The sequence below is a fragment of the Aeromonas sp. CA23 genome, assembly GCF_002587065.1.
Taxonomy (GTDB): domain Bacteria; phylum Pseudomonadota; class Gammaproteobacteria; order Enterobacterales; family Aeromonadaceae; genus Aeromonas; species Aeromonas bestiarum.
Genome location: NZ_CP023818.1, coordinates 1657182 through 1675674, shown reverse-complemented (window position 1 = coordinate 1675674; position 18493 = coordinate 1657182). Strand labels below are relative to the sequence as shown.

Annotated in this window: 19 protein-coding genes; 12 read left to right on the top strand and 7 right to left on the bottom strand. The window is 62.4% G+C overall.

Annotation, left to right across the window (positions count from 1 at the left end):
* The first annotated feature begins 117 nt into the window (after nucleotides 1-117).
* The 4 genes from CK910_RS07865 (at nucleotide 118) to CK910_RS07850 (ending at nucleotide 3179) form a co-directional block, all read left to right on the top strand.
* Nucleotides 118-519 (top strand): CidA/LrgA family protein, encoded by a 402-nt coding sequence (locus CK910_RS07865; protein ID WP_017412989.1) that lies wholly within the window; start codon nucleotides 118-120, stop codon nucleotides 517-519.
* Nucleotides 512-1201 carry an LrgB family protein gene (locus tag CK910_RS07860; RefSeq protein WP_098982039.1) on the top strand — a complete coding sequence of 230 codons (690 nt, stop codon included), beginning with the start codon at nucleotides 512-514 and terminating at the stop codon, nucleotides 1199-1201. Before CK910_RS07865 ends, CK910_RS07860 begins: the two co-directional genes overlap by 8 nt.
* A gap of 100 nt (nucleotides 1202-1301) precedes the next feature.
* A complete protein-coding gene (locus CK910_RS07855; protein ID WP_098982037.1) occupies nucleotides 1302-2240 on the top strand; it encodes a hypothetical protein in 939 nt (312 codons plus the stop codon).
* Nucleotides 2241-2294: 54 nt separating this feature from the next.
* Nucleotides 2295-3179: a hypothetical protein gene (locus CK910_RS07850; protein WP_098982035.1), complete on the top strand. Its 885-nt coding sequence runs from the start codon at nucleotides 2295-2297 to the stop codon at nucleotides 3177-3179.
* A gap of 130 nt (nucleotides 3180-3309) precedes the next feature.
* Here the strand turns inward: CK910_RS07850 and CK910_RS07845 are convergent, their stop codons facing one another.
* Nucleotides 3310-4548 carry a multifunctional CCA addition/repair protein gene (locus tag CK910_RS07845; protein ID WP_098982033.1) on the bottom strand — a complete coding sequence of 413 codons (1239 nt, stop codon included), beginning with the start codon at nucleotides 4546-4548 and terminating at the stop codon, nucleotides 3310-3312.
* Nucleotides 4549-4821: 273 nt separating this feature from the next.
* Between CK910_RS07845 and CK910_RS07840 the strand changes: the two genes are divergently transcribed.
* From CK910_RS07840 to mltC, 5 genes are all read left to right on the top strand, one after another.
* Nucleotides 4822-6465, top strand: a complete 1644-nt coding sequence (locus tag CK910_RS07840; protein WP_172955267.1) for an ExeA family protein — start codon at nucleotides 4822-4824, stop codon at nucleotides 6463-6465.
* Nucleotides 6465-7145, top strand: a complete 681-nt coding sequence (gene exeB / locus CK910_RS07835; RefSeq protein ID WP_098982031.1) for a GspB family T2SS assembly factor variant ExeB — start codon at nucleotides 6465-6467, stop codon at nucleotides 7143-7145. The genes CK910_RS07840 and exeB overlap by 1 nt, the downstream gene beginning before the upstream one ends.
* A 101-nt stretch (nucleotides 7146-7246) precedes the next feature.
* Nucleotides 7247-8308 (top strand): A/G-specific adenine glycosylase, encoded by a 1062-nt coding sequence (gene mutY, locus CK910_RS07830; protein WP_098982029.1) that lies wholly within the window; start codon nucleotides 7247-7249, stop codon nucleotides 8306-8308.
* An 8-nt stretch (nucleotides 8309-8316) separates the two neighbouring features.
* Nucleotides 8317-8589, top strand: a complete 273-nt coding sequence (locus tag CK910_RS07825; protein WP_005313967.1) for an oxidative damage protection protein — start codon at nucleotides 8317-8319, stop codon at nucleotides 8587-8589.
* Between the two features lie 168 nt (nucleotides 8590-8757).
* Nucleotides 8758-9858: a membrane-bound lytic murein transglycosylase MltC gene (mltC, locus tag CK910_RS07820; protein ID WP_043137185.1), complete on the top strand. Its 1101-nt coding sequence runs from the start codon at nucleotides 8758-8760 to the stop codon at nucleotides 9856-9858.
* A gap of 69 nt (nucleotides 9859-9927) precedes the next feature.
* Here the strand turns inward: mltC and CK910_RS07815 are convergent, their stop codons facing one another.
* A complete protein-coding gene (locus CK910_RS07815; protein WP_043137188.1) occupies nucleotides 9928-10308 on the bottom strand; it encodes a YgiW/YdeI family stress tolerance OB fold protein in 381 nt (126 codons plus the stop codon).
* 238 nt (nucleotides 10309-10546) lie between these two features.
* Here CK910_RS07815 and CK910_RS07810 point away from each other — a divergent pair, with 238 nt between their 5' ends.
* Nucleotides 10547-11554 carry an SGNH/GDSL hydrolase family protein gene (locus CK910_RS07810; protein WP_043137347.1) on the top strand — a complete coding sequence of 336 codons (1008 nt, stop codon included), beginning with the start codon at nucleotides 10547-10549 and terminating at the stop codon, nucleotides 11552-11554.
* A gap of 56 nt (nucleotides 11555-11610) precedes the next feature.
* Here CK910_RS07810 and CK910_RS07805 read toward each other — a convergent pair whose 3' ends face one another.
* Nucleotides 11611-12345: a substrate-binding periplasmic protein gene (locus CK910_RS07805; RefSeq protein ID WP_043137191.1), complete on the bottom strand. Its 735-nt coding sequence runs from the start codon at nucleotides 12343-12345 to the stop codon at nucleotides 11611-11613.
* 232 nt (nucleotides 12346-12577) lie between these two features.
* Between CK910_RS07805 and ompA the strand changes: the two genes are divergently transcribed.
* Complete coding sequence (gene ompA, locus CK910_RS07800; RefSeq protein ID WP_098985030.1) at nucleotides 12578-13636, top strand: porin OmpA; 1059 nt, start codon at nucleotides 12578-12580, stop codon at nucleotides 13634-13636.
* A gap of 84 nt (nucleotides 13637-13720) precedes the next feature.
* Here ompA and CK910_RS07795 read toward each other — a convergent pair whose 3' ends face one another.
* Genes CK910_RS07795 through CK910_RS07785 form a run of 3 tightly spaced genes read right to left on the bottom strand, consistent with a single transcriptional unit; the run spans nucleotide 13721 to nucleotide 17206 of the window.
* On the bottom strand, nucleotides 13721-14290 hold the full coding sequence (locus CK910_RS07795; RefSeq protein WP_098985029.1) for a PqiC family protein: 570 nt from the start codon (nucleotides 14288-14290) through the stop codon (nucleotides 13721-13723).
* Nucleotides 14290-15936, bottom strand: a complete 1647-nt coding sequence (gene pqiB / locus CK910_RS07790; RefSeq protein ID WP_016352115.1) for an intermembrane transport protein PqiB — start codon at nucleotides 15934-15936, stop codon at nucleotides 14290-14292. The genes CK910_RS07795 and pqiB overlap by 1 nt, the downstream gene beginning before the upstream one ends.
* Entirely contained in the window at nucleotides 15929-17206 is a 1278-nt protein-coding gene (locus CK910_RS07785; RefSeq protein ID WP_043137196.1) for a paraquat-inducible protein A, read from the bottom strand. Before CK910_RS07785 ends, pqiB begins: the two co-directional genes overlap by 8 nt.
* A 177-nt stretch (nucleotides 17207-17383) precedes the next feature.
* On the opposite strand from CK910_RS07785, the gene hfq reads away from it, so the two are divergent.
* A complete protein-coding gene (gene hfq, locus CK910_RS07780; protein ID WP_011707507.1) occupies nucleotides 17384-17746 on the top strand; it encodes an RNA chaperone Hfq in 363 nt (120 codons plus the stop codon).
* Nucleotides 17747-17885: 139 nt separating this feature from the next.
* Here hfq and CK910_RS07775 read toward each other — a convergent pair whose 3' ends face one another.
* Nucleotides 17886-18476: an HAD family hydrolase gene (locus CK910_RS07775; RefSeq protein WP_172955266.1), complete on the bottom strand. Its 591-nt coding sequence runs from the start codon at nucleotides 18474-18476 to the stop codon at nucleotides 17886-17888.
* Nucleotides 18477-18493: the final 17 nt, after the last annotated feature.

Here is an 18493-nt window from a genome sequence, read left to right as displayed (position 1 = left end):
TCACGGGCGGCAAGCCTTAATCATGCCTCTTTGGCATGAATTTGATAATTTAAATTCATTTTTTGCAGGTTTTGCTTGTCTCTATACTGTGAGCCAGTTCACAGAAAGACACCCATCATGAAAGCCCTCTGCATTCGCTGGTTCCAGACCCCCTTCCAAATCGCCCTGCTGGCCGCCATCTGGCTGCTGGCCGATGCGGCGGTACGCACCTTCCATCTGCCGCTGCCCGCCAACCTCACCGGCATGCTGGCGCTGCTGGTCCTGATCCTGCTCGGCGTGGTCAAGACCCAGTGGTTCAGCGCCGGCGCCCGCTGGCTGCTGGCCGAAATGCTGCTGTTCTTCGTGCCGGCCGTGGTGGCCGTGGTCAACTATCAGGATCTGCTGTTGCAGGAGGGGTGGCGCATCATGCTGGTCCTGCTGATCAGCACCACCCTGGTGCTGGGTACCACGGCGCTGGTGGTGGACAGGGTCTATCGCCTCGAGCTGAAGCTGGCCCGCCGGAGTCGCCGTCATGTCTGATACCCTGCTTGGCCTGCTCTGCTTCGCCCTGACCCTGCTGTTCTACTACGCCAGCAAGTGGCTCTATGGCCGCAAGCGCATACTGCCCCTGATGCCGCTGCTGCTGGCACCCACCCTGCTGGTGGCCGTGGTGCTGCTGCTTCACATCCCCTATCAGGACTACATGGCCCAGTCCCACTGGCTGCTCTGGCTGCTGGGCCCGGCCACCGTCGCCTTCGCCGTGCCCGTCTATGAGAACCGCCAGCTGATCCACCGTCACTGGCTCTCCCTCTCGGTCGGGGTCGTCGCCTCCGTCATCATGGCGGTGGGCAGCACTGTGCTGCTGGCGCGCTGGCTGCACCTCTCCGACATGTTGCAGCGCAGCCTGGCGATGCGCTCCATCACCACACCGTTCGCGGTGGAGGCGACCCGCGCCATCGGCGGCCAGACAGATCTCACCGCCCTGTTTGTGGTGCTGACCGGGGTGATCGGCATGGCGGTGGGGGAGAGCGTGCTCACCCTGCTCGCCATCCGCAGCCGCCTCGGCAAGGGGGCCGGTTTCGGCGCCTCGGCCCATGGCGCCGGCACCGCCAAGGCGTACCAGATGGGGAACGAGGAGGGCGTCGTCTCCAGCATGGTGATGATGATCGCCGGCATGGTGACAGTGCTGCTCGCCCCCCTGCTCGGCCAGATGTTCTGGTAATCCGGCCTGCCGCCAGGCGAGGTCAATTTCCCCCTGCCATGGACGGCAAGCCTCCCCCGCCAGCCGCTACACTGAACTCAATGTGATGGCAGTGAGCGGTATGATGAACCACAGAGTGATCCCCCTCGGGTTGCTGATATGCAGCCTGCTCTTCTCCCCCCTCTTGCAGGCCGTGGACATAGTGACCCACGTCAGCCCGGAAAGTGATCGGGATCTGCGCACCCTCTACGGCCAGCAACTGCTGCAACTGGCGCTGGAGAAGACCCGCGACAGCTTCGGCGATTACGAGCTGCGTCCGGCCCCGCCCATGAGCCGGACACGGCTGCGCCAGGTGCTGCAATACAACCTCTACCCCAACCTGCTCGCCATCGACAGCTTTCCGCCCCCTGGAGACCCTCATGATCTGGATTATGTCCGTTTCCCGGTGGATCTCGGCATCCTGGGGTATCGCATCTGCTTCGTCAGCCCGGCGCGGCAGCAGGCGGTGGCACAGGTGCGCACCCTGGCCGATCTGCAGCAATTCAGCCATGGTCAGGGCCGTGGCTGGCAGGATGTCGACATCTTGCGCCATGCCGGCTTCAAGGTGCAGGAGGTGGAAGGGTACGAACGGCTGTTCAAGCTGGTGGCCAGGGGCCGGCTGGACCTGTTCTGCCGGGGAGCCAACGAGCTGCTTGCCGAACTGGAAACCCACCGGGATCTGGCCCGGCTCACGGTCGATCAGCACCTGGCTCTCTACTACCCCTTCATCCACCTCTTCTACAGCCACAAGGATAATCAGCACGCCCTGCACCGCATACGCGCCGGCCTGCAACTGGCCTGGCAGGACGGTTCGCTGCAGGCGCTCTGGCTCAAGACCTTCAAGCCCGCACTCGACTTTGCCAGACTGGACCAGCGCCTGCTGTTCAGGCTGGATAACCCCCTGCTCCGGCAGATCGATTTTGACTATCGCCCCTATCTCTACGACCCCCTCAGCCACAGCTTCGGGCCCGGCGAAGCCGTGAGTCATGAACAGCAGCGCGAGGGGAGCCCGACCCACTAGCAAGGGCGCAGCCACTACACTCATGGGAGTCTCTTTCTCCGACAGGAGGTCACGATGCGCTGGATCCCACTGCTTGCCTTGTTTCTCGCCCTGCCCGTGCTGGCAGCTGCCCCGACTGTGTTCACCTACATGAGCCCGGAGAGCGAACACGATCCCAGAGTCACCTATGACCGTGAGCTGCTGCGGCTGGCGCTGGAGAAAACTCGCGCCAGCCATGGCGACTATCGGCTGCAAGCCGCCCCGCCCATGACATTGGCCAGGATGTGGATCAGCCTGCGCTTCGATCACTATCCCAACCTGTTTGCCATGGACAGCTACCACTCGGGCCGTGATATGACGGGTATCGACTATGTGCGCTTTCCTATCTATCTCGGCATCGTCAGCTACCGCATCTGCTTCGTCAGCCCCCAGCAGAAGGAGGCCGTCGCCAGGGTCACCAGCCTGGAGCAACTGAAACAATTCGACCTGGGCCAGGGCAAAGGCTGGCTCGATGTGAAGATCCTGCAGCAAGCCGGGTTCAGGGTGCAGGAGATAGAGGGTTACGAACAGTTGTTCAAGATGGTGGCGCGTGGTCGTTTCGATCTCTTCTGCCGCGGGATCAACGAGTTGCCTCAGGAGAAGCTGAACCACAAGGAGGTAAAGGGCCTGGTCATGGATGAGAACATAGCCCTCTACTACCCCCTGCCCCGCGTCTTCTTCACCCACAATGCCAACCGGCAGGCGATCCAGCGGGTACAGGCCGGGCTCAAGGCCGCCTGGCGAGACGGCTCGCTGCAGGCGCACTGGCTCAAGACCTTCAAGCCCTCCCTCACCTTTGCCCACCTCAACACCCGCCGCCTGTTCCGGCTGGAGAATCCCTTCATCAAGGACATTGATTTCGACTACCAGGCCTATTTCTACGACCCCGTCCACGGCCGTTTCGGCCCGGGCGAACCCTGAACGGACTTTGCCCGGGCAGCGACATCCTCGGCCGATAGCCCCAGCCTGCGCCTCTTGGAACACACCACAGCAAAAAGCCCGGGTCAGTGACCCGGGCTTTTTCATGGCGGACAGCTGGCAGAAGCCGTGCCTACTCCTCGATGAAGGTCCACTCGTCCCGCACCCGGCTGATGGCATCGAGCCGGCGCTTGGCAAGCTGCTCGCGAATGGCTTCGCCCTTGAAACCGGCTGCCACTATATCCTTCACGGGCACAGCCTGGGCTGCGCCGAGCGCCTGGGCCACATAATCGGGCTCGGCATAGACCCGCTCCTCGAAGCCGGTACGGCCGTGGAAATCGGCACGGCAGGCGTCCAGCAGCTGGGCGAAACGCTCGGGTCTGCGCCAGGCATCCGCCTTGTCGAACACCTTGAGCAGGGTCGCGGGCTTGAGTTCGAAGGCGATGTGGATATGAGTGTGCAGATCGCTCACCAGCAGGGCCAGATCGCGGCAGTCGTTCGGCACCCGAAAACGCTCGCAGAAGTCGCGGATCAGCGGCAGTCCCTTCTGGCCGTGACCGTGGTGGCTCGGCCAGAAGGCGGGCGGAGTCAGTCCCTTGCCAAAGTCGTGGCACAGGGCGGCGAAGCGCACCGCCAGCTCGGGGGAAAGACGACACGCCTGCCCCAGCACCATGAGAGTGTGGATGCCGGTGTCGATCTCCGGGTGCCACTTGGCGGGTGCCGGCACACCGAACAGGGCATCCAGCTCCGGGAACAGCGCCTTGAGGGCGCCACATTCGCGCAGCACCTCGAAGAAGATCTGGGGAGTCTCTCCCAGCAGCACCTTCTCCAGCTCCTTCCAGACCCGCTCCGGGGTCAGGTGGGCCAGCTCGCCGGCGTCGGTCATCTCGCGCATCAGCGCCAGCGTCTCGGGGGCCACCACGAAGCCCTGGGCGTGGAAACGGGCGGCGAAGCGGGCAACCCGCAGAATGCGCAGCGGATCCTCGGCAAAGGCCGGGGAGACATGGCGCAGCACCCGTCGTTCCAGATCCTGAATGCCGCCGTAGGGATCGTGCAGCCGACCCTCTTCATCCTCGGCGATGGCATTGACGGTGAGATCCCTGCGCAGCAGATCCTGCTCCAGCGTCACCTCGGGGGAGGCGTGGCAGACAAACCCGGTGTAACCACGGCCCTGCTTGCGTTCGGTGCGGGCCAGTGCGTACTCCTGCTGGGTCTTGGGATGGAGAAACACGGGAAAGTCGCGGCCCACCTGGGTGAACCCCAGCGCCAGCATCTGCTCCACGGTCGCCCCCACCACCAGGTGATCTCGATCCCCTTGCGGCAATCCCAGCAGGCGATCCCGCACCGCGCCCCCAACCAGATAAGTCTGCAATCTCTGTCTCCCTTGATAAACCTGCCTCGATTATACCGGTTTTGCCTGACGGGCACGATGGCGCCGCCACTCCCCTGCGATCAGGCAGCCGTGATCGCCCGGCCGGTTTGGCCCGACAGCCACTCTGACCTACCCCCACCACAACCAGGCCACATTCGATAAAAACAGCGGTTTTGGTCGCCAGACGCGCCAGCCCCCCTTATGGCATCCGGGTCTTTGACATCCCGGTGGGGAGGCTTTAACCTGCCGCCCATAACAATGGAATGGATCCTTATGTACACACAGTTCTTCGGTCTGTCGGAGCCCCCGTTCTCCATCTCGCCCAACCCCAAATACCTCTATATGAGTGAACGTCACGGGGAGGCCCTCGCCCACCTCAACTACGGGTTGCAGGATGGGGGAGGCTTCGTGTTGCTGACCGGGGAAGTGGGAACCGGCAAAACCACCGTCTCCCGCTGCCTGTTGCAGCAGTTGCCGGCCGAGACCGAGATCGCCTACATCCTCAATCCATCCCTGACCGAGCGTGACCTGCTGGCGGCCATCTGCGACGAGTTCCAGCTGCCGTACGACAAGGATGCCGGTCTCAAGCTGCTGTTCGATCTCATTCGCGACCACCTGCTTGCCAACCTGGCGGCAGGCAAGCGCAGCGTGGTGCTGGTGGATGAAGCCCAGCATCTGCTGCCCGGTGTGCTGGAGCAACTGCGCCTGCTCACCAACCTGGAAACCGATGAGAAGAAACTGCTGCAAGTGGTGCTCATCGGTCAGCCCGAGCTGCAACAGATGCTGCGCCAGCCCCTGCTGCGCCAGCTGGCCCAGCGCATCACGGCCCGTTATCACCTGCTGCCGCTTTCGCATCAGGACGTGGATGCCTATGTGCGCTTCCGGCTGCAGGTCGCGGGTTGCGTCCAGCCCATTTTTACCCCCAAGGCGCTCCAGACCCTGCACCGCCTCTCCGGCGGCATTCCCCGCCTCATCAACCTCATCTGCGATCGCGCCCTGATCGCCGCCTTCGCCCGTGGCAGCCACAAGATAGTTCACGGCGACATCAGCCTGGCGGCCTATGAGGTGAGCGGCATTCGCGACGAAGGCACCTGGCAGTCCGGCCTCATGGTCGCCCTGGCGGGGGCCTTGCTGGTCGCCACCGGCTGGTGGGGCTGGCAGTTCTTCGGCTTCTTCCCCGAGCGCCCCGTGATCAAGGTGGAGGTGCCGGTCAAGGTGGACGACACCCCGGAGCAGCAGGAGCAGCTGACCCGCGCCATCAATCAGGCGCTGGAGCCGGATAGCGCCATGCAGAATCTCTACAAGGTGTGGGGCTACCAGACAGATCTGGAGGAGGCGACCTGCGACAACGCACCGCGCGCCGGCTTGCGCTGCCAGGAGGGTGACGCTTCGCTGGCGGAGCTGCAGGCCCTGCAGCACCCGGCCCTCATCAGCCTGACCGACGAGACGGGCGGCATCTATTACGCAACTTTGGTGAATCTCGGGCCGGACAAGGCCAACCTGCTCATTGGCAATCAGAGCTGGCAGGTGGACAGGCAATGGCTGTCCGACTTCTGGGGCGGCAGCTACACCCTGCTGTGGCGCATGCCCAAGGGCGGCGTCGCCCTGATCGGCAACAATGCCGGGGCGACCCAGGTGCAGTGGCTGGACAACGCCCTCAGCCGTGCCCTGCAACAGCCGGATCGCAAGGTGCGTCGCTTCGACGCCGAGCTCAAGAACAAGTTGCAGCAGTTCCAGCGCGAGCAGGGGCTGAACCCGGACGGCATCGCCGGCAGCAATACCCTGTTGCGCCTCAACGTGATGGCCGGTGAACCTATGCCGAAGCTGGAAGATGAGTCCCAACGCGCCAGTACACCGGCCACGCCGGATACCATGAACGATGAGCCCATGGTCACATTGTCGGAGGAGGCTTCCTGATGTCTACCCTGCTCAAGGCACTGCGCCGGGCCGAACAGCCCCAGTTTACCCCGCATATTCCGGCGATGGGGCTGCCCGTCACCCAAGAAGAGGAGCAGAACCGGCGCTGGATCTGGTGGCTGCTGGCCCCGCTTGCCCTGCTGATGGGGGCCGGCGCCAACTATGGCTGGCACCTGCTCAACAACCGCCCCATCGAGAAGACGGTGGAGGTGAAAGAGGTGGTCACGCCGCCGTTCGTGCGGGTCGAACCCAGACCCATGATCACCCGCCCGCTGCCCCCGCCGCTGCCGGAACCCGTGGTGCGCCCCAGAGTCACCCCCAATGACAGTGCCCCTGCCACCAACAGCAGCCAGGGGCTGGCCGAGCGCATCATGAATGCACTCAACAGCACGCCGCTGATGGAGGAGACGGCGCCCCAGGCCCAGAGCGAGTCTCAGGCCATGCCGATCAGCGCTCTGCCGCTGGAGCTGAAGCAGCGGGTGCCGCCCCTGGCCTACGGCTCCCACGTCTTCTCGTCCAACCCGGCCAAGCGGGCCGTGATGCTGAACGGCCGTGAGTTTCGTGAGGGCAGCGAGGTCGCCCCCGGCGTTACCCTGATCGCCATCGCCCAGGATTACATCATCCTGCAGGTGGCGGGCCAGAACGTCAGTCTCAAGGCGCTGCAGGACTGGCGCGGCTGATCCCGTCACGACCACAACGCCGGCTCAGCCCCGCTGAGCCGGCGTCCATTTCAAGAGGGAGCCTGAGAGCTCCCCTTTTTAATCAATAACATGAGAGCCATGTGAGCAATTCAGACAACACCACCTTCGCCACCAGGATCCTGGACTGGTACCAGATCCACGGCCGCAAGACCCTACCCTGGCAGCAGGACAAGACGCCCTATCGGGTCTGGGTCTCCGAGATCATGCTGCAGCAGACTCAGGTCGCCACCGTGATCCCGTATTATCAACGCTTCATGACCCGCTTCCCCGACGTGCAGGCCCTGGCACAGGCCCCCATAGATGAGGTGCTGCACCACTGGACCGGGCTCGGCTATTACGCCCGCGCCCGCAACCTGCACAAGGCGGCCCAGCAGATCTGCGAACTGCACGGCGGCCTGTTCCCGGAGCGGCTGGAAGAGGTGATGGCCCTGCCTGGCATAGGCCGCTCCACCGCGGGCGCCGTGCTCTCCCTCTCCCTTGGCCAGCCCCACGCCATTCTGGACGGCAACGTGAAGCGGGTGCTCACCCGCTGGCTGGCACTGCCGGGCTGGCCCGGCCAGAAACAGGTGGAGAACGATCTGTGGGAGCTCGCCATCCGCCTCACGCCCAAGCTCGGCGTGGCCCACTACAACCAGGCCATGATGGACATGGGAGCCACCGTCTGCACCCGCAGCAAACCCGCCTGCGAGCGCTGCCCGGTGCAGGCCGATTGCCAGGGGCTGTCGCAGGGCAAGCCCACCGCCTACCCCAACAGCAAGCCCAAGAAGAGCATTCCGGCCCGCGCCGGCATCATGCTGCTCATTCGTCACGGCGACCAGCTGTTGCTGGAGAAGCGGCCGCCACAGGGGATCTGGGGCGGGCTCTACTGCTTCCCGCAGGTGGAGTCGCTGACGGAGGTCGAGGGGCTGATGCAGCGACTCGGACTGAGCGGCCATGATTATCGGGAACTGAGCGGATTTCGGCATACATTCAGCCACTTCCATCTCGATATTCAGCCTTTCCTGATTGAAATCGATGCGCCACCGGCCCCCCAGCTCATGGAAGCGGATAACCGACTCTGGTATAACTTACGCCATCCTGCAGAGGTGGGTCTGGCGGCCGCCACGGCCCGCCTGCTCGCCTACCCGGACTTACAACCATAGAGGTCAACATGAGCCGTACTGTATTTTGCCAACGCCTGAAAAAAGAGGGCCCGGGCCTGGATTTCCAACTCTATCCCGGTGAACTCGGCAAGCGGATTTTTGACAACATCAGCAAGGAAGCCTGGACCGAATGGCAGAAGAAGCAGGTGATGCTGATCAACGAGAAGAAGCTGAACATGATGAACCTGGAGCATCGTCAGCTGCTGGAAAAAGAGATGGTGAGCTACCTGTTTGAAGCGGGTGAAGTGGCCATAGACGGTTATACCCCTCCCAGCCAATGAGCCGATGAGTTGTACTTGTGAGCCAGCGACGGCGATCCAGCTCCCGGTTCACAGCCAGTGACCGGCCTATGAACCAATGAGTTGTACCTGTGAGCCAGTGACGGCTATACCTCTCTCTGTTCACAGCCATGCATGACGGGCGGCCCCGCCGCCCAGTTTGAGGATCCTATGGGCCGAATTTTTTGGCTGCTTTGCACCCTGCTGTTTCTCTCTGCCTGCTCATCCTCCCCCAAGCCCAGCGGGAGTGAGGATGACGATCTGGTCAACGGCAAGGACATTCGCGGTTTCGAACACATGATCAGCGCGCTCTCCCATAACGTGAACGAGATATGGGGGCGTGAGGCGCTGTTCGCGGGCAAATTTGACTACGTCAAATACACGGATCAGTACAAGAGCCGGGCTCACATCGACTTCTCCAGCGGCCACATCATGGTGGAAACCGTCTCCGGGCTTGACCCTCGTGCCCACCTGCGCCGCGCCATCATAGAGACCCTGCTGACCCCGGACGACCCGGCGGAAGTGGATCTGTACTCCGACCGTGAAATTCTGCCCGGTGGCGAGCCCTTCCTCTATGGTCAGGTGCTGGACAACCTGGGCCAGCCGATCCGCTTCGACTGGCGTGCCGAGCGTTACGCCGATTACCTGCTCAGCACGGCGATGAAGAAGCGCACCCTGGGGATCCGCACCATCTTCTTCGTCGACATCCCCATGGTGGCCAACCACGAAGACAGGCGGGGTTACAAGTATGCCGGCATCATACGGGAAGCCTCCCGCAAGTACGGTGTCGCCGAAAGCCTCATCTACGCGGTGATCAAGACAGAGAGCAGCTTCAACCCCTATGCGGTCAGCCACGCCAACGCCTATGGCCTGATGCAGGTGATCCCGGCCACCGCCGGACGGGACGTCTACGTGCGGGTCAAGGGCAGGAACGGCCAGCCGACCCGGGAGGATCTGTTCAATCCGGCCTACAACATAGACGTGGGCACCGCCTACCTGCACCTGTTGCAGACCGTCTATCTGGTGGACATCCAGGATCCGCTCTCCCGCCGCTATGCCGTCATCTCGGCCTACAACGGCGGTGCCGGCGGCGTGCTGAACACCTTCTCCAGCGACCGCAAGGCGGCGCCCGGCATGATCAACCAGCTCTCCCCCGAGGCTGTGTACCAGATCCTGACCGAGCAGCACCCCAAGGCGGAAGCCAGACGCTATCTCTACAAGGTCAACCAGGCCGAGAAGGGATTCAAGCGCACGCTGGCCCGCACCGGCTAAGCAGACCAACAGCAAAAGGGCGCCTCCATGGAGGCGCCCTTGTTACGTCCGGCGTGCGGCTATCCTGCCTTACTTGGCGACAAACCCGCCCTTGCTCTGCGGAGCGGCGCCCACCTTCTCCAGGCTCTCCACCTCCACCTCTGTCTTGTTCCAGCTGTGGTCCACTTCGCCACGGATGCGGATCAGATCGTCCGGGCCCACCTCGGTGCCGCGCCACACATCCTGATCCACTTCGACTTCCACCTCGCCACTGGCGTCACGGAACATGTAGTTCTCGCCGCCCAGGTGCTTGACCAGCTTCCCTTCCAGGGTGGCCCAGCTGTCATCGGCCAGATCCTTCAACTGCGCGACGGACACCTTGTTCTGCTCCTGCGGGCCTGTATAGGCCGCCATGGCGAAAGAAGAGATGGACATCAGGGTCAACAGACCGATTACGCTTGCCTTGTTCATTTCATGCTCCTGTCATTGGGTACGGGAGCAGTGTGCAAGCCGGGGCGTGAAACAAACGTGAAGCCTCCCCATCTGGGTGAAGGGGATGTGACCGTAATCGATTTAATCAGCACCGCCTGCTGCGAAATTTAATTCGGCTGGATACCCTGCAAAATGGCAAAACAGCTTCCCAGCACCTTTGCCTATCGAGGAAAAGCCTGCAGGCACCACCTGCTTTCAAAGCAACGAGAACAACAAGATGAAAAAATGGTTTGTGTGTTTATTGGGATTGGTCGCGCTGACAGTTCAGGCAGCCGACAGCCGTCCCGCCTTCTCCCGGATCGTGATGTTTGGCGACAGCCTCTCCGATACCGGCAAGATGTACAGCAAGATGCGCGGTTACCTCCCCTCCAGCCCCCCCTACTATGAGGGCCGCTTCTCCAACGGGCCCGTCTGGCTGGAGCAGTTGACCAAGCAGTTCCCGGGCCTGACCATAGCCAACGAGGCGGAAGGCGGTGCCACCGCCGTGGCTTACAACAAGATCTCCTGGAATCCCAAGTATCAGGTCATCAACAACCTGGACTACGAGGTCACCCAGTTCCTGCAAAAAGACAGCTTCAAGCCGGACGATCTGGTGATCCTCTGGGTCGGCGCCAACGACTATCTGGCCTATGGCTGGAACACAGAGCAGGATGCCAAACGGGTGCGCGACGCCATCAGCGATGCGGCCAACCGCATGGTATTGAACGGCGCCAAGCAGATACTGCTGTTCAACCTGCCGGATCTGGGCCAGAACCCCTCGGCCCGCAGCCAGAAGGTGGTCGAGGCGGCCAGCCATGTCTCCGCCTACCACAACCAGCTGCTGCTGAACCTGGCACGCCAGCTGGCTCCCACCGGCATGGTGAAGCTGTTCGAGATCGACAAGCAGTTTGCCGAGATGCTGCGTGATCCGCAGAACTTCGGCCTGAGCGACACGGAGAACGCCTGCTATGGTGGCAGCTATGTATGGAAGCCGTTTGCCTCCCGCAGCGCCAGCACCGACAGCCAGCTCTCCGCCTTCAACCCGCAGGAGCGCCTCGCCATCGCCGGCAACCCGCTGCTGGCACAGGCCGTCGCCAGCCCCATGGCCCGCCGCAGCGCCAGCACCCTCAACTGTGAGGGCAAGATGTTCTGGGATCAGGTCCACCCCACCACTGTCGTGCACGCCGCCCTGAGCGAGCGCGCCGCCACCTTCATCGAGAGCCAGTACGAGTTCCTCGCCCACTGATGACAAGGGGCCGACACTCGGTCGGCCCCTCTTTTGCCTCGTCACGACACCATCAATCAGCGATAGCGCTTCACTATGCCGTCATAGATGCCGTTCTGCCGGATGGTGGCCAGCGCCTCCTGCAGCCGCTTGATCACCTCAGGCGCCGTCTTCAGGCTCGCCGCCACGTAGAGCTCTCCCCCGGTAAAGTCTTCGATGTCGTGCACTATCTTGAGGGTGTCTGGCCCATAGCCCGCCTGCCGCACATAGTAGTTCGCCGCCTCCTGCGACACGGGCCAGAGATCGATGCGCCCCATCAACAATTTGAGCATGTTGGCCTCGTTGCTGTTGTTGCGCTGCAGGTTGGAGAAGTTGAGACCGATCAGATACTGCTCCAGCGCATCGTTGCGCACTGTGCCGATGGACCAGGCCCGCGCCTGTGACAGCTGGCTGAACGGCTTGATATCGTCGCGTTTGGCCAGGGCAAACACATGAAAGTTGATGCGGGCTATCACCCCGATCCACTGGAACTGCGCCTCGCGCTCGGGGAAGCGGCTGATGCTGTAGATGAGCACGTTGGGGCGGCTGCGGGCCAGCGAGATGGCCCTCGCCCAAGGATAGATGTCGAGGTCGTACTCGAATCCCGCCTCCTCCAACATGGCCTCCACCACTTCGGTGCCCAGCCCCTTGATCTCGGCCTCTTCCAGATAGTTGTAGGGGGCATAGTCTTCTGTCACCACCTGCAGCGAGTCAGCAGCCCAGACCGGCGCCAGCCACAGCGACCAGCACAGCCATATCCATTTGTTTTTCATGCCCACCCCGGTGCGATCCTGCCTCGGTTAACTATTGCCGCCCCGTCCCAGAGATCAAATCACACAGCTCAACTGCGGCAATAATAATCACAATATGTTTTATATCAGTTGCTTGAGAACCCATGGAAAGCGACTACCTTTAATCTGTTGTGGCTGTGCTATAAGCCCCGACCCATAAGGAGAGGCGACATAGAAAAACCTCCCCCCCAATATGAAATTGCAGAGGCTCAACATGAATAAAACACTGATTACCTTACTGGTTTCAGGCTTGCTTGCGGCCAACGCCCAGGCTGCCGGACAAGACAACACCTGGTATGGCGGCGCCAAGCTGGGTTGGTCCAACTTCTATGGTGTCGATCACAACCAGAGCATCAAGGACAACTTCACCATCGGCGAAGAGGACAAGAACGACGTCGGCGCCGGCGCTTTCCTCGGCTACCAGATCAACCAGAACCTCGGCGTCGAGCTCGGTTATGACTGGCTCGGCAAATACAAGTACACAGCAACCGACCTGCTGACGCCCACCGACATCAGCCAGGACGAGATCAAGGCCCAGCTGGCCCAGCTCACCATGAAGATAGGTCTGCCGGTGAGCGACAGCCTGGATCTCTACACTCGCCTCGGTGGTGCCTACGCCTGGACCGACAGCAAGCAGTTCGACAATGACAACGGGGCCGCCTTCGTCGGCGCACTGGGGGCCGAATACGCCTTCAACCGCGACTGGGCCGCCCGCCTCGAATACCAGTACACAACCCCGCTCGGTGACAAGGCGCTCGACAAGACGGGGGCCGAGCTCGACAACGGCCTGCTGGCGGTCGCCGTGGTCTACCGCTTCGGTCAGGTTGCTCCCGTGGTCGCAGCCCCGGTTCCGGCCCCCGCGCCTGAGCCCGTGGTGGTCGAGAAGCAGTTCACACTGAGCTCGGACGTGCTGTTTGACTTCAACAAGGCGACCCTCAAAGCGGAAGGCGGACAGGCGCTGGATAACCTATACGGCCAGATTGAGCAAGCCAGACCCAAGGATGGCGTCGCCACAGTGATCGGCTATACCGACCGCATCGGCTCGGATGCCTACAACCAGAAGCTCTCCGAGCAGCGTGCCCACACAGTCGCCGATTACCTGGTCGGCAAGGGCCTGCCGGCAGGCAAGGTCAATGTGGAAGGGCGTGGCAAGGGTTCCCCTGTCACCGGCGACAGCTGCACCAGCAAATCCAAGCGTGAGCTGATCGTCTGCCTGGCCCCGGATCGCCGGGTCGAGGTCAAGGTGGAAGGGGTATCCGACGTTCAGCAGTAAGTTCCACCTCCTTGGCACCGGGTCTGTGGTGCCGGGATAAAAAAACGGGAGGCCTCTGGCCTCCCGTTTTCATTCTCGGCGGTTTCAGGCGCCCTTGCGCACCTCTGCCGCAATCTGGTCGAGCAGCTGTTGCCAGCCCTGTCCCAGTTCGCTGACCAGGGAGCCGTAGCCATCCTCCGGCAACACCCGCACCTGCTGGAAGGGAACGTCGCGCAGGACTGTGCCCTCTTCCGTCAGCAGTCGCCAGCGGCCACTCAGCACGGCGCGCCCGTCGTGGCGCCCCTGGAAGCGCTCGACCGAGATGGTCAGCACTGGCCCCTTGCGAGCACCGTCCTGACGCACCACCCAACCGGGCAGCCGGCTGGAGAGACCGTTCAGGGTCAGCTGATCGAGCTGGGCATCGAGCGACCCCGCCCAGCGATGGTACTCGGCGAAGTGCAACTCCCTGCCCTCCAGCTGATAGACCAGGCTCATCCTGTCCAGCTGGCCGGACAGGGAGACAGGTTTGAGCACCAGCTGGTGCTGCGGTTGTGCCGTCATAGTGGTCGGCTGCTGCGCCTCGGCATCGAGGGAGTAGTAGTGCAGCGCCGTCGGCGCCGAACTGCAACCCGCCAGCAGGCCCAGCAAGGCCAGCGTCATCATCTGTTTTTTCATCATTGGCCTCGCTTGGGCTCGGGATCACGGGGACGGGCGCGATCGAAGATCAACGAACTCGGCTGCTCGTTGAGCGAATGCACCAGTGGCTGCAACTCACGCATCAGCTGATTGAGCGACTGTACCGACTGACGCAGATCCTGATTGGTCTGGGAGTTGGCATCGTACTCTTGCAGCGTGCTCTGCAACTGCTTCAGGCTGTCGTTCAGGGACGCCGGCAACTGCTGGGTCGCACTCTGGCCGGTAAACTTGTCCAGATTGGCGCTCACCGCGCTGACGTTCTTGAGGGTCTGGTCCAGGGTGACCAGGGTGTGATTCACCTGGTTCAGCGTCTTGGCCGTGTCCATGTCGACGAACTTGTCGAGGATCTGGTTCACCTTGCGCTCGATCTGGTCCAGCCCGGCCTGCACGGTCGGGAATACCTGATAACCGGCCAGCTTGATGGCCTGATACTTGGGGGCATCCGGATAGAAGTTCAGATCCACCACCTTGCCCCCGGTCAACAGGCTGGAGGTCTTGAGCGTCGCCCGCAACCCCTCCTTGAACTGCTTGCCGAACAGGGCGCGCCACTGCTCCTTCTCCGCGTTGGCGTAGCGGTGGGAGAGGCGCTGCACCTCGATGCGCGCCAGTACCGGGATCTGCCGGTTCTGGAATATCTGCACCCCTTTCTCGTCGATGAGATAGGGCGCCGAGATGACGGTGCCGACCCGGATGCCGCGATACTCCACCGCCGCACCGGGGTGCAGACCACCGACGCTGTCTTCAAACAGGAACACGTAGTCGATGAACTGATCCAGGCTACCGGCCAGCACGCTGGCCTGATCCTGGAACAGGGTGAAATCGTCCATCTGCTTGGCCGGCTCACCCGGTGCCCAGCCAGGGGGCAGACCCATGGTGATGCCGCCGTCGAGCAGGCTCTCCAGCGAGTCCATCTTCACCTTCATCCCCTCGCTGCTCATGGAGACCTCGAAACCCGGGGTCATCCAGAAGCGGGAGTTGCCGCTCACCAGCACGTCATAAGGGGCGTTGATGAAGATCTGGTACTGCATCTCGCTCTTCTCGGGCAGGAACTTGGCCTCCTCCACCTGGCCTATGGTGAAGCCCTGGTAGTTGATGGGCGAGCCCACCCCGAGCGCCCGGGTATCCCGGCTGCTCAGGGAAAGCCGCAGCCCCTTGGCGTCCTGGGAGGCCAGCGGCGGCTTGTCCAGCATGGCGTATTCGTCCAGCGGCCTGCCCTTCTTGCCGGGGGCCAGCTCGATGTAGGCGCCGGAGAGCAGGGTGCCGAGGCCCGAGACCCCTTCCCGGCCGACCCTGGGCTTGACCACCCAGAACTGGCTGTCTTTCTTGAGCATGCCGGCGGCGGCATTGGTCAGGCGAGCCTTCAGCACCGCATGGCTGTAGTCCTCGCTGAGCTCCACCGCCTCGATGCGGCCCACTTCCACCTCGCGGGAGCGGATCACCGTCTTGCCCGCCACTATGCCTTCAGCGGTGGCGACAGTCAGGGTGAAGCTGGGACCTTGCGAATACCAGTGCTGGAACAACATCCAGATGCCGATGAACAGCGCCAGCAGTGGCACCATCCAGATTGCGGCGGCCGAGCTCAGAAAATCAGAGCCGGGTTTCCACCTTTTCTTACGCTCACTCACGTTCGCGTTCTCCTTGTTGTAAATCCCAGATCAGGCGGGAATCGAAACTCATGGCTGCCACCATGGTAATCAGCACCACACCCGCAAATGCGACGGCCGCGGGGCCGGGGTAGATGGTCATCAGGTTGTCGAGCCGGATCAGGCCCGCCAGGATGGCCACCACGAAGACGTCGATCATCGACCAGCGTCCCACGAATTCAGTCATGCGATAGAGCTTGAGCTTGCCAAGGGGCGAGGCGCCGTGGCCGCGCTGTACCATATAGCAAAGCCACAGCAGCGCCAGGATTTTCACCAGCGGCACCACCACGCTGGCGATGAAGATCACCGCGGCTATGGGGTAGGAACCCATGGCCCACAGCAAGACCACGCCGCCCAAGATGGTGGAAGGGCTGTCGTCCCCCAGGAAGACTGTGTCCATGATGGGATAGAGGTTGGCGGGCACATAGAGGATCACCGAGGTGAAGAGCAGGGCCCAGGTCCGGTTCAGGCCGCCCGGCTTGCGGCTGTGCAGCTTGCCGCCGCAGCGCGGGCAGCTGTGCTCGCCCGCCTCGCTCAGGGCGCCGCAGATGTGACAGCCCACCAGCCCGGACGCCATGGCAGCGGCTTCGCCATCCGCATCCAGCTCGCGGGCTTCGGTCGGGCCGAACAGCCGTTGCCACAGCCACATCCGGTCCAGCGACGAGATCATCTTGATCAGCAGCACCGTATAGCCGACGAAGGCCCAGAACGACAGGCCCATCTTGATGTCGGCCATCCCCATCAGCTTGACCAGCGAGATGAGCACCCCGATCAGGAACACATCCACCATCAGCCAGGGCTTGATCCGGCACAGCAGGCGACCGAGGGAGCGCAGGGCATTGCTGTGCAAGTCCTTGTCGACCCGCCACAGCACCAGCATGATGGAGCCGATGTAGACCAGCGGCAGGCCGATCAGGGTCAGGCTCAGCACGGCGCCCAGAAACAGATAGCCCTGATCCACCAGCGTGGTGATGCACTGCAGAAACGTCATCTCCTGCCCCACCCCCTTGGCCGAGAACGACATGAAGGTAAAGGCGTTGGAGAGCACGAACATGATGAGGGCCGCAAAGCCGTAAGCGATGGGCCTGCGCTCCTGCTCCGGCAAATGACGGCTCAGGGTATGGCCGCAACGCGGACAGCTGCTCGTCTCCCCGACGGCCAGCGCGGTGGCCGGCACCAGCAGGTCACACTCTTCGCACGCGGTCGCGTCATGGGTATAGGTGGGTAGGTGTTGGTGTGAAACCGGATGCAAGATGAAACCCCAGCATGAGGCCCGCCACGGGGCCAGAGCCGCCAATTATTACAGCAGCGGCCCCTGCCGACCAGCACTGTCGTTGCACCATCCGGGCTGGGAGCGAGAATGACTTTGACAAGCCAGTGACCATTTAGCACAATCAAACGCCACTTTTTTTCCGCGGGACAATAATTTATGACAACTGAATCCCCAAGCTACTCCACGATCGAGCAAGCCTTCTCCCTCGGGAACGGGCAAGATTCTGCCCTCAACTGGTTGCGCAAGAATCGCAGTCAGGTCGCCATCTTCCTGGTGAGCGGCATCAAGCTGGAGGGGACCATCAGCGGTTTCGACCAGTACAGCGTGCTGTTGACCGATGCCCATGGCAACCAGCAGCTGGTCTACAAGGCCAAGATCTCCACCATCGCCATGCACTCCGGCCGTCCCCAGGTCAGCATACAGCGCGCCCGCAAGCCGCGCGTCTCCATGGCGCCGCGTCCCCATGGCGCCCCCGGTCGTTACGATGACAACCAGGGCGGCGGTAGCAGCGAGCAGTAATGCGCTTGCCTGAATCACCCCCACGCCATTGCTGCGTCAAAGGGTGACCGAGTCCATTCTCATTTATCATGTCTGTCCCGTATGAGAATGGACTCCACTCTTCCTCCGAGTGGATCCACCTGTTTCACCGCCCTTCACTTCAATACTGCAAGTCGACCGGTCTGCCATCCCTGACCATGCAGGTCTGCATGCCCGCAGCCTGACCGGCCTGTACGCCAATTCCCGTATCCTCGAACACCAGACAGGTCGCCGGCTCGACCCCCAGCCGACGTGCAACCAGCAGAAACGTATCTGGATGGGGCTTATGCAGATCCACATCGTCGGCGGTCACCACCACGGGGAAGTAACGATCCAGCCCGGTATTGCGCAGCACTGCCTCGGCATTGATGCGGGGCGAGCCTGTGCCTATCCCCATGGGAATGAGACCGTGATGGCGCTGAACCAGTTCCAGCATGGCCGGAAAGACGGTGACCTTGTGCAGGTTGGCCACGTAGTGATCCGTCTTGCAGCGGGTCACCACCAGCGGATCCAGGACGATCTGCTGCTGCTCGGCGACCAGCAGGGCGATTTTGCGGCTCGGCATGCCACCGAGTTCATAGAACCAGTCGGCATCGAAGTGAAAGCCAAACTCCCGGGCCGTGTGCGCCCAGGCGGCAAGGTGCAGTGGCATTGAGTCCACCAGGGTGCCATCGAGGTCAAATACCAGGCCTTGAAATCCGGAGAGGGTCATGGTGCGGGATCTGTGTC

Excerpts from the sequence above, each read along its gene's own strand:
- exeB (WP_098982031.1), top strand. The coding sequence starts at position 6,465 with ATGTCTACCCTGCTCAAGGCACTGCGCCGGGCCGAACAGCCCCAGTTT.
- CK910_RS07840 (WP_172955267.1), top strand. The coding sequence starts at position 4,822 with ATGTACACACAGTTCTTCGGTCTGTCGGAGCCCCCGTTCTCCATCTCG.
- ompA (WP_098985030.1), top strand. The coding sequence starts at position 12,578 with ATGAATAAAACACTGATTACCTTACTGGTTTCAGGCTTGCTTGCGGCC.
- CK910_RS07775 (WP_172955266.1), bottom strand. The coding sequence starts at position 18,476 with ATGACCCTCTCCGGATTTCAAGGCCTGGTATTTGACCTCGATGGCACC.
- CK910_RS07825 (WP_005313967.1), top strand. The coding sequence starts at position 8,317 with ATGAGCCGTACTGTATTTTGCCAACGCCTGAAAAAAGAGGGCCCGGGC.
- CK910_RS07865 (WP_017412989.1), top strand. The coding sequence starts at position 118 with ATGAAAGCCCTCTGCATTCGCTGGTTCCAGACCCCCTTCCAAATCGCC.
- CK910_RS07860 (WP_098982039.1), top strand. The coding sequence starts at position 512 with ATGTCTGATACCCTGCTTGGCCTGCTCTGCTTCGCCCTGACCCTGCTG.
- mltC (WP_043137185.1), top strand. The coding sequence starts at position 8,758 with ATGGGCCGAATTTTTTGGCTGCTTTGCACCCTGCTGTTTCTCTCTGCC.
- CK910_RS07815 (WP_043137188.1), bottom strand. The coding sequence starts at position 10,308 with ATGAACAAGGCAAGCGTAATCGGTCTGTTGACCCTGATGTCCATCTCT.
- CK910_RS07795 (WP_098985029.1), bottom strand. The coding sequence starts at position 14,290 with ATGAAAAAACAGATGATGACGCTGGCCTTGCTGGGCCTGCTGGCGGGT.
- hfq (WP_011707507.1), top strand. The coding sequence starts at position 17,384 with ATGACAACTGAATCCCCAAGCTACTCCACGATCGAGCAAGCCTTCTCC.
- CK910_RS07850 (WP_098982035.1), top strand. The coding sequence starts at position 2,295 with ATGCGCTGGATCCCACTGCTTGCCTTGTTTCTCGCCCTGCCCGTGCTG.
- CK910_RS07810 (WP_043137347.1), top strand. The coding sequence starts at position 10,547 with ATGAAAAAATGGTTTGTGTGTTTATTGGGATTGGTCGCGCTGACAGTT.
- CK910_RS07805 (WP_043137191.1), bottom strand. The coding sequence starts at position 12,345 with ATGAAAAACAAATGGATATGGCTGTGCTGGTCGCTGTGGCTGGCGCCG.
- CK910_RS07855 (WP_098982037.1), top strand. The coding sequence starts at position 1,302 with ATGATGAACCACAGAGTGATCCCCCTCGGGTTGCTGATATGCAGCCTG.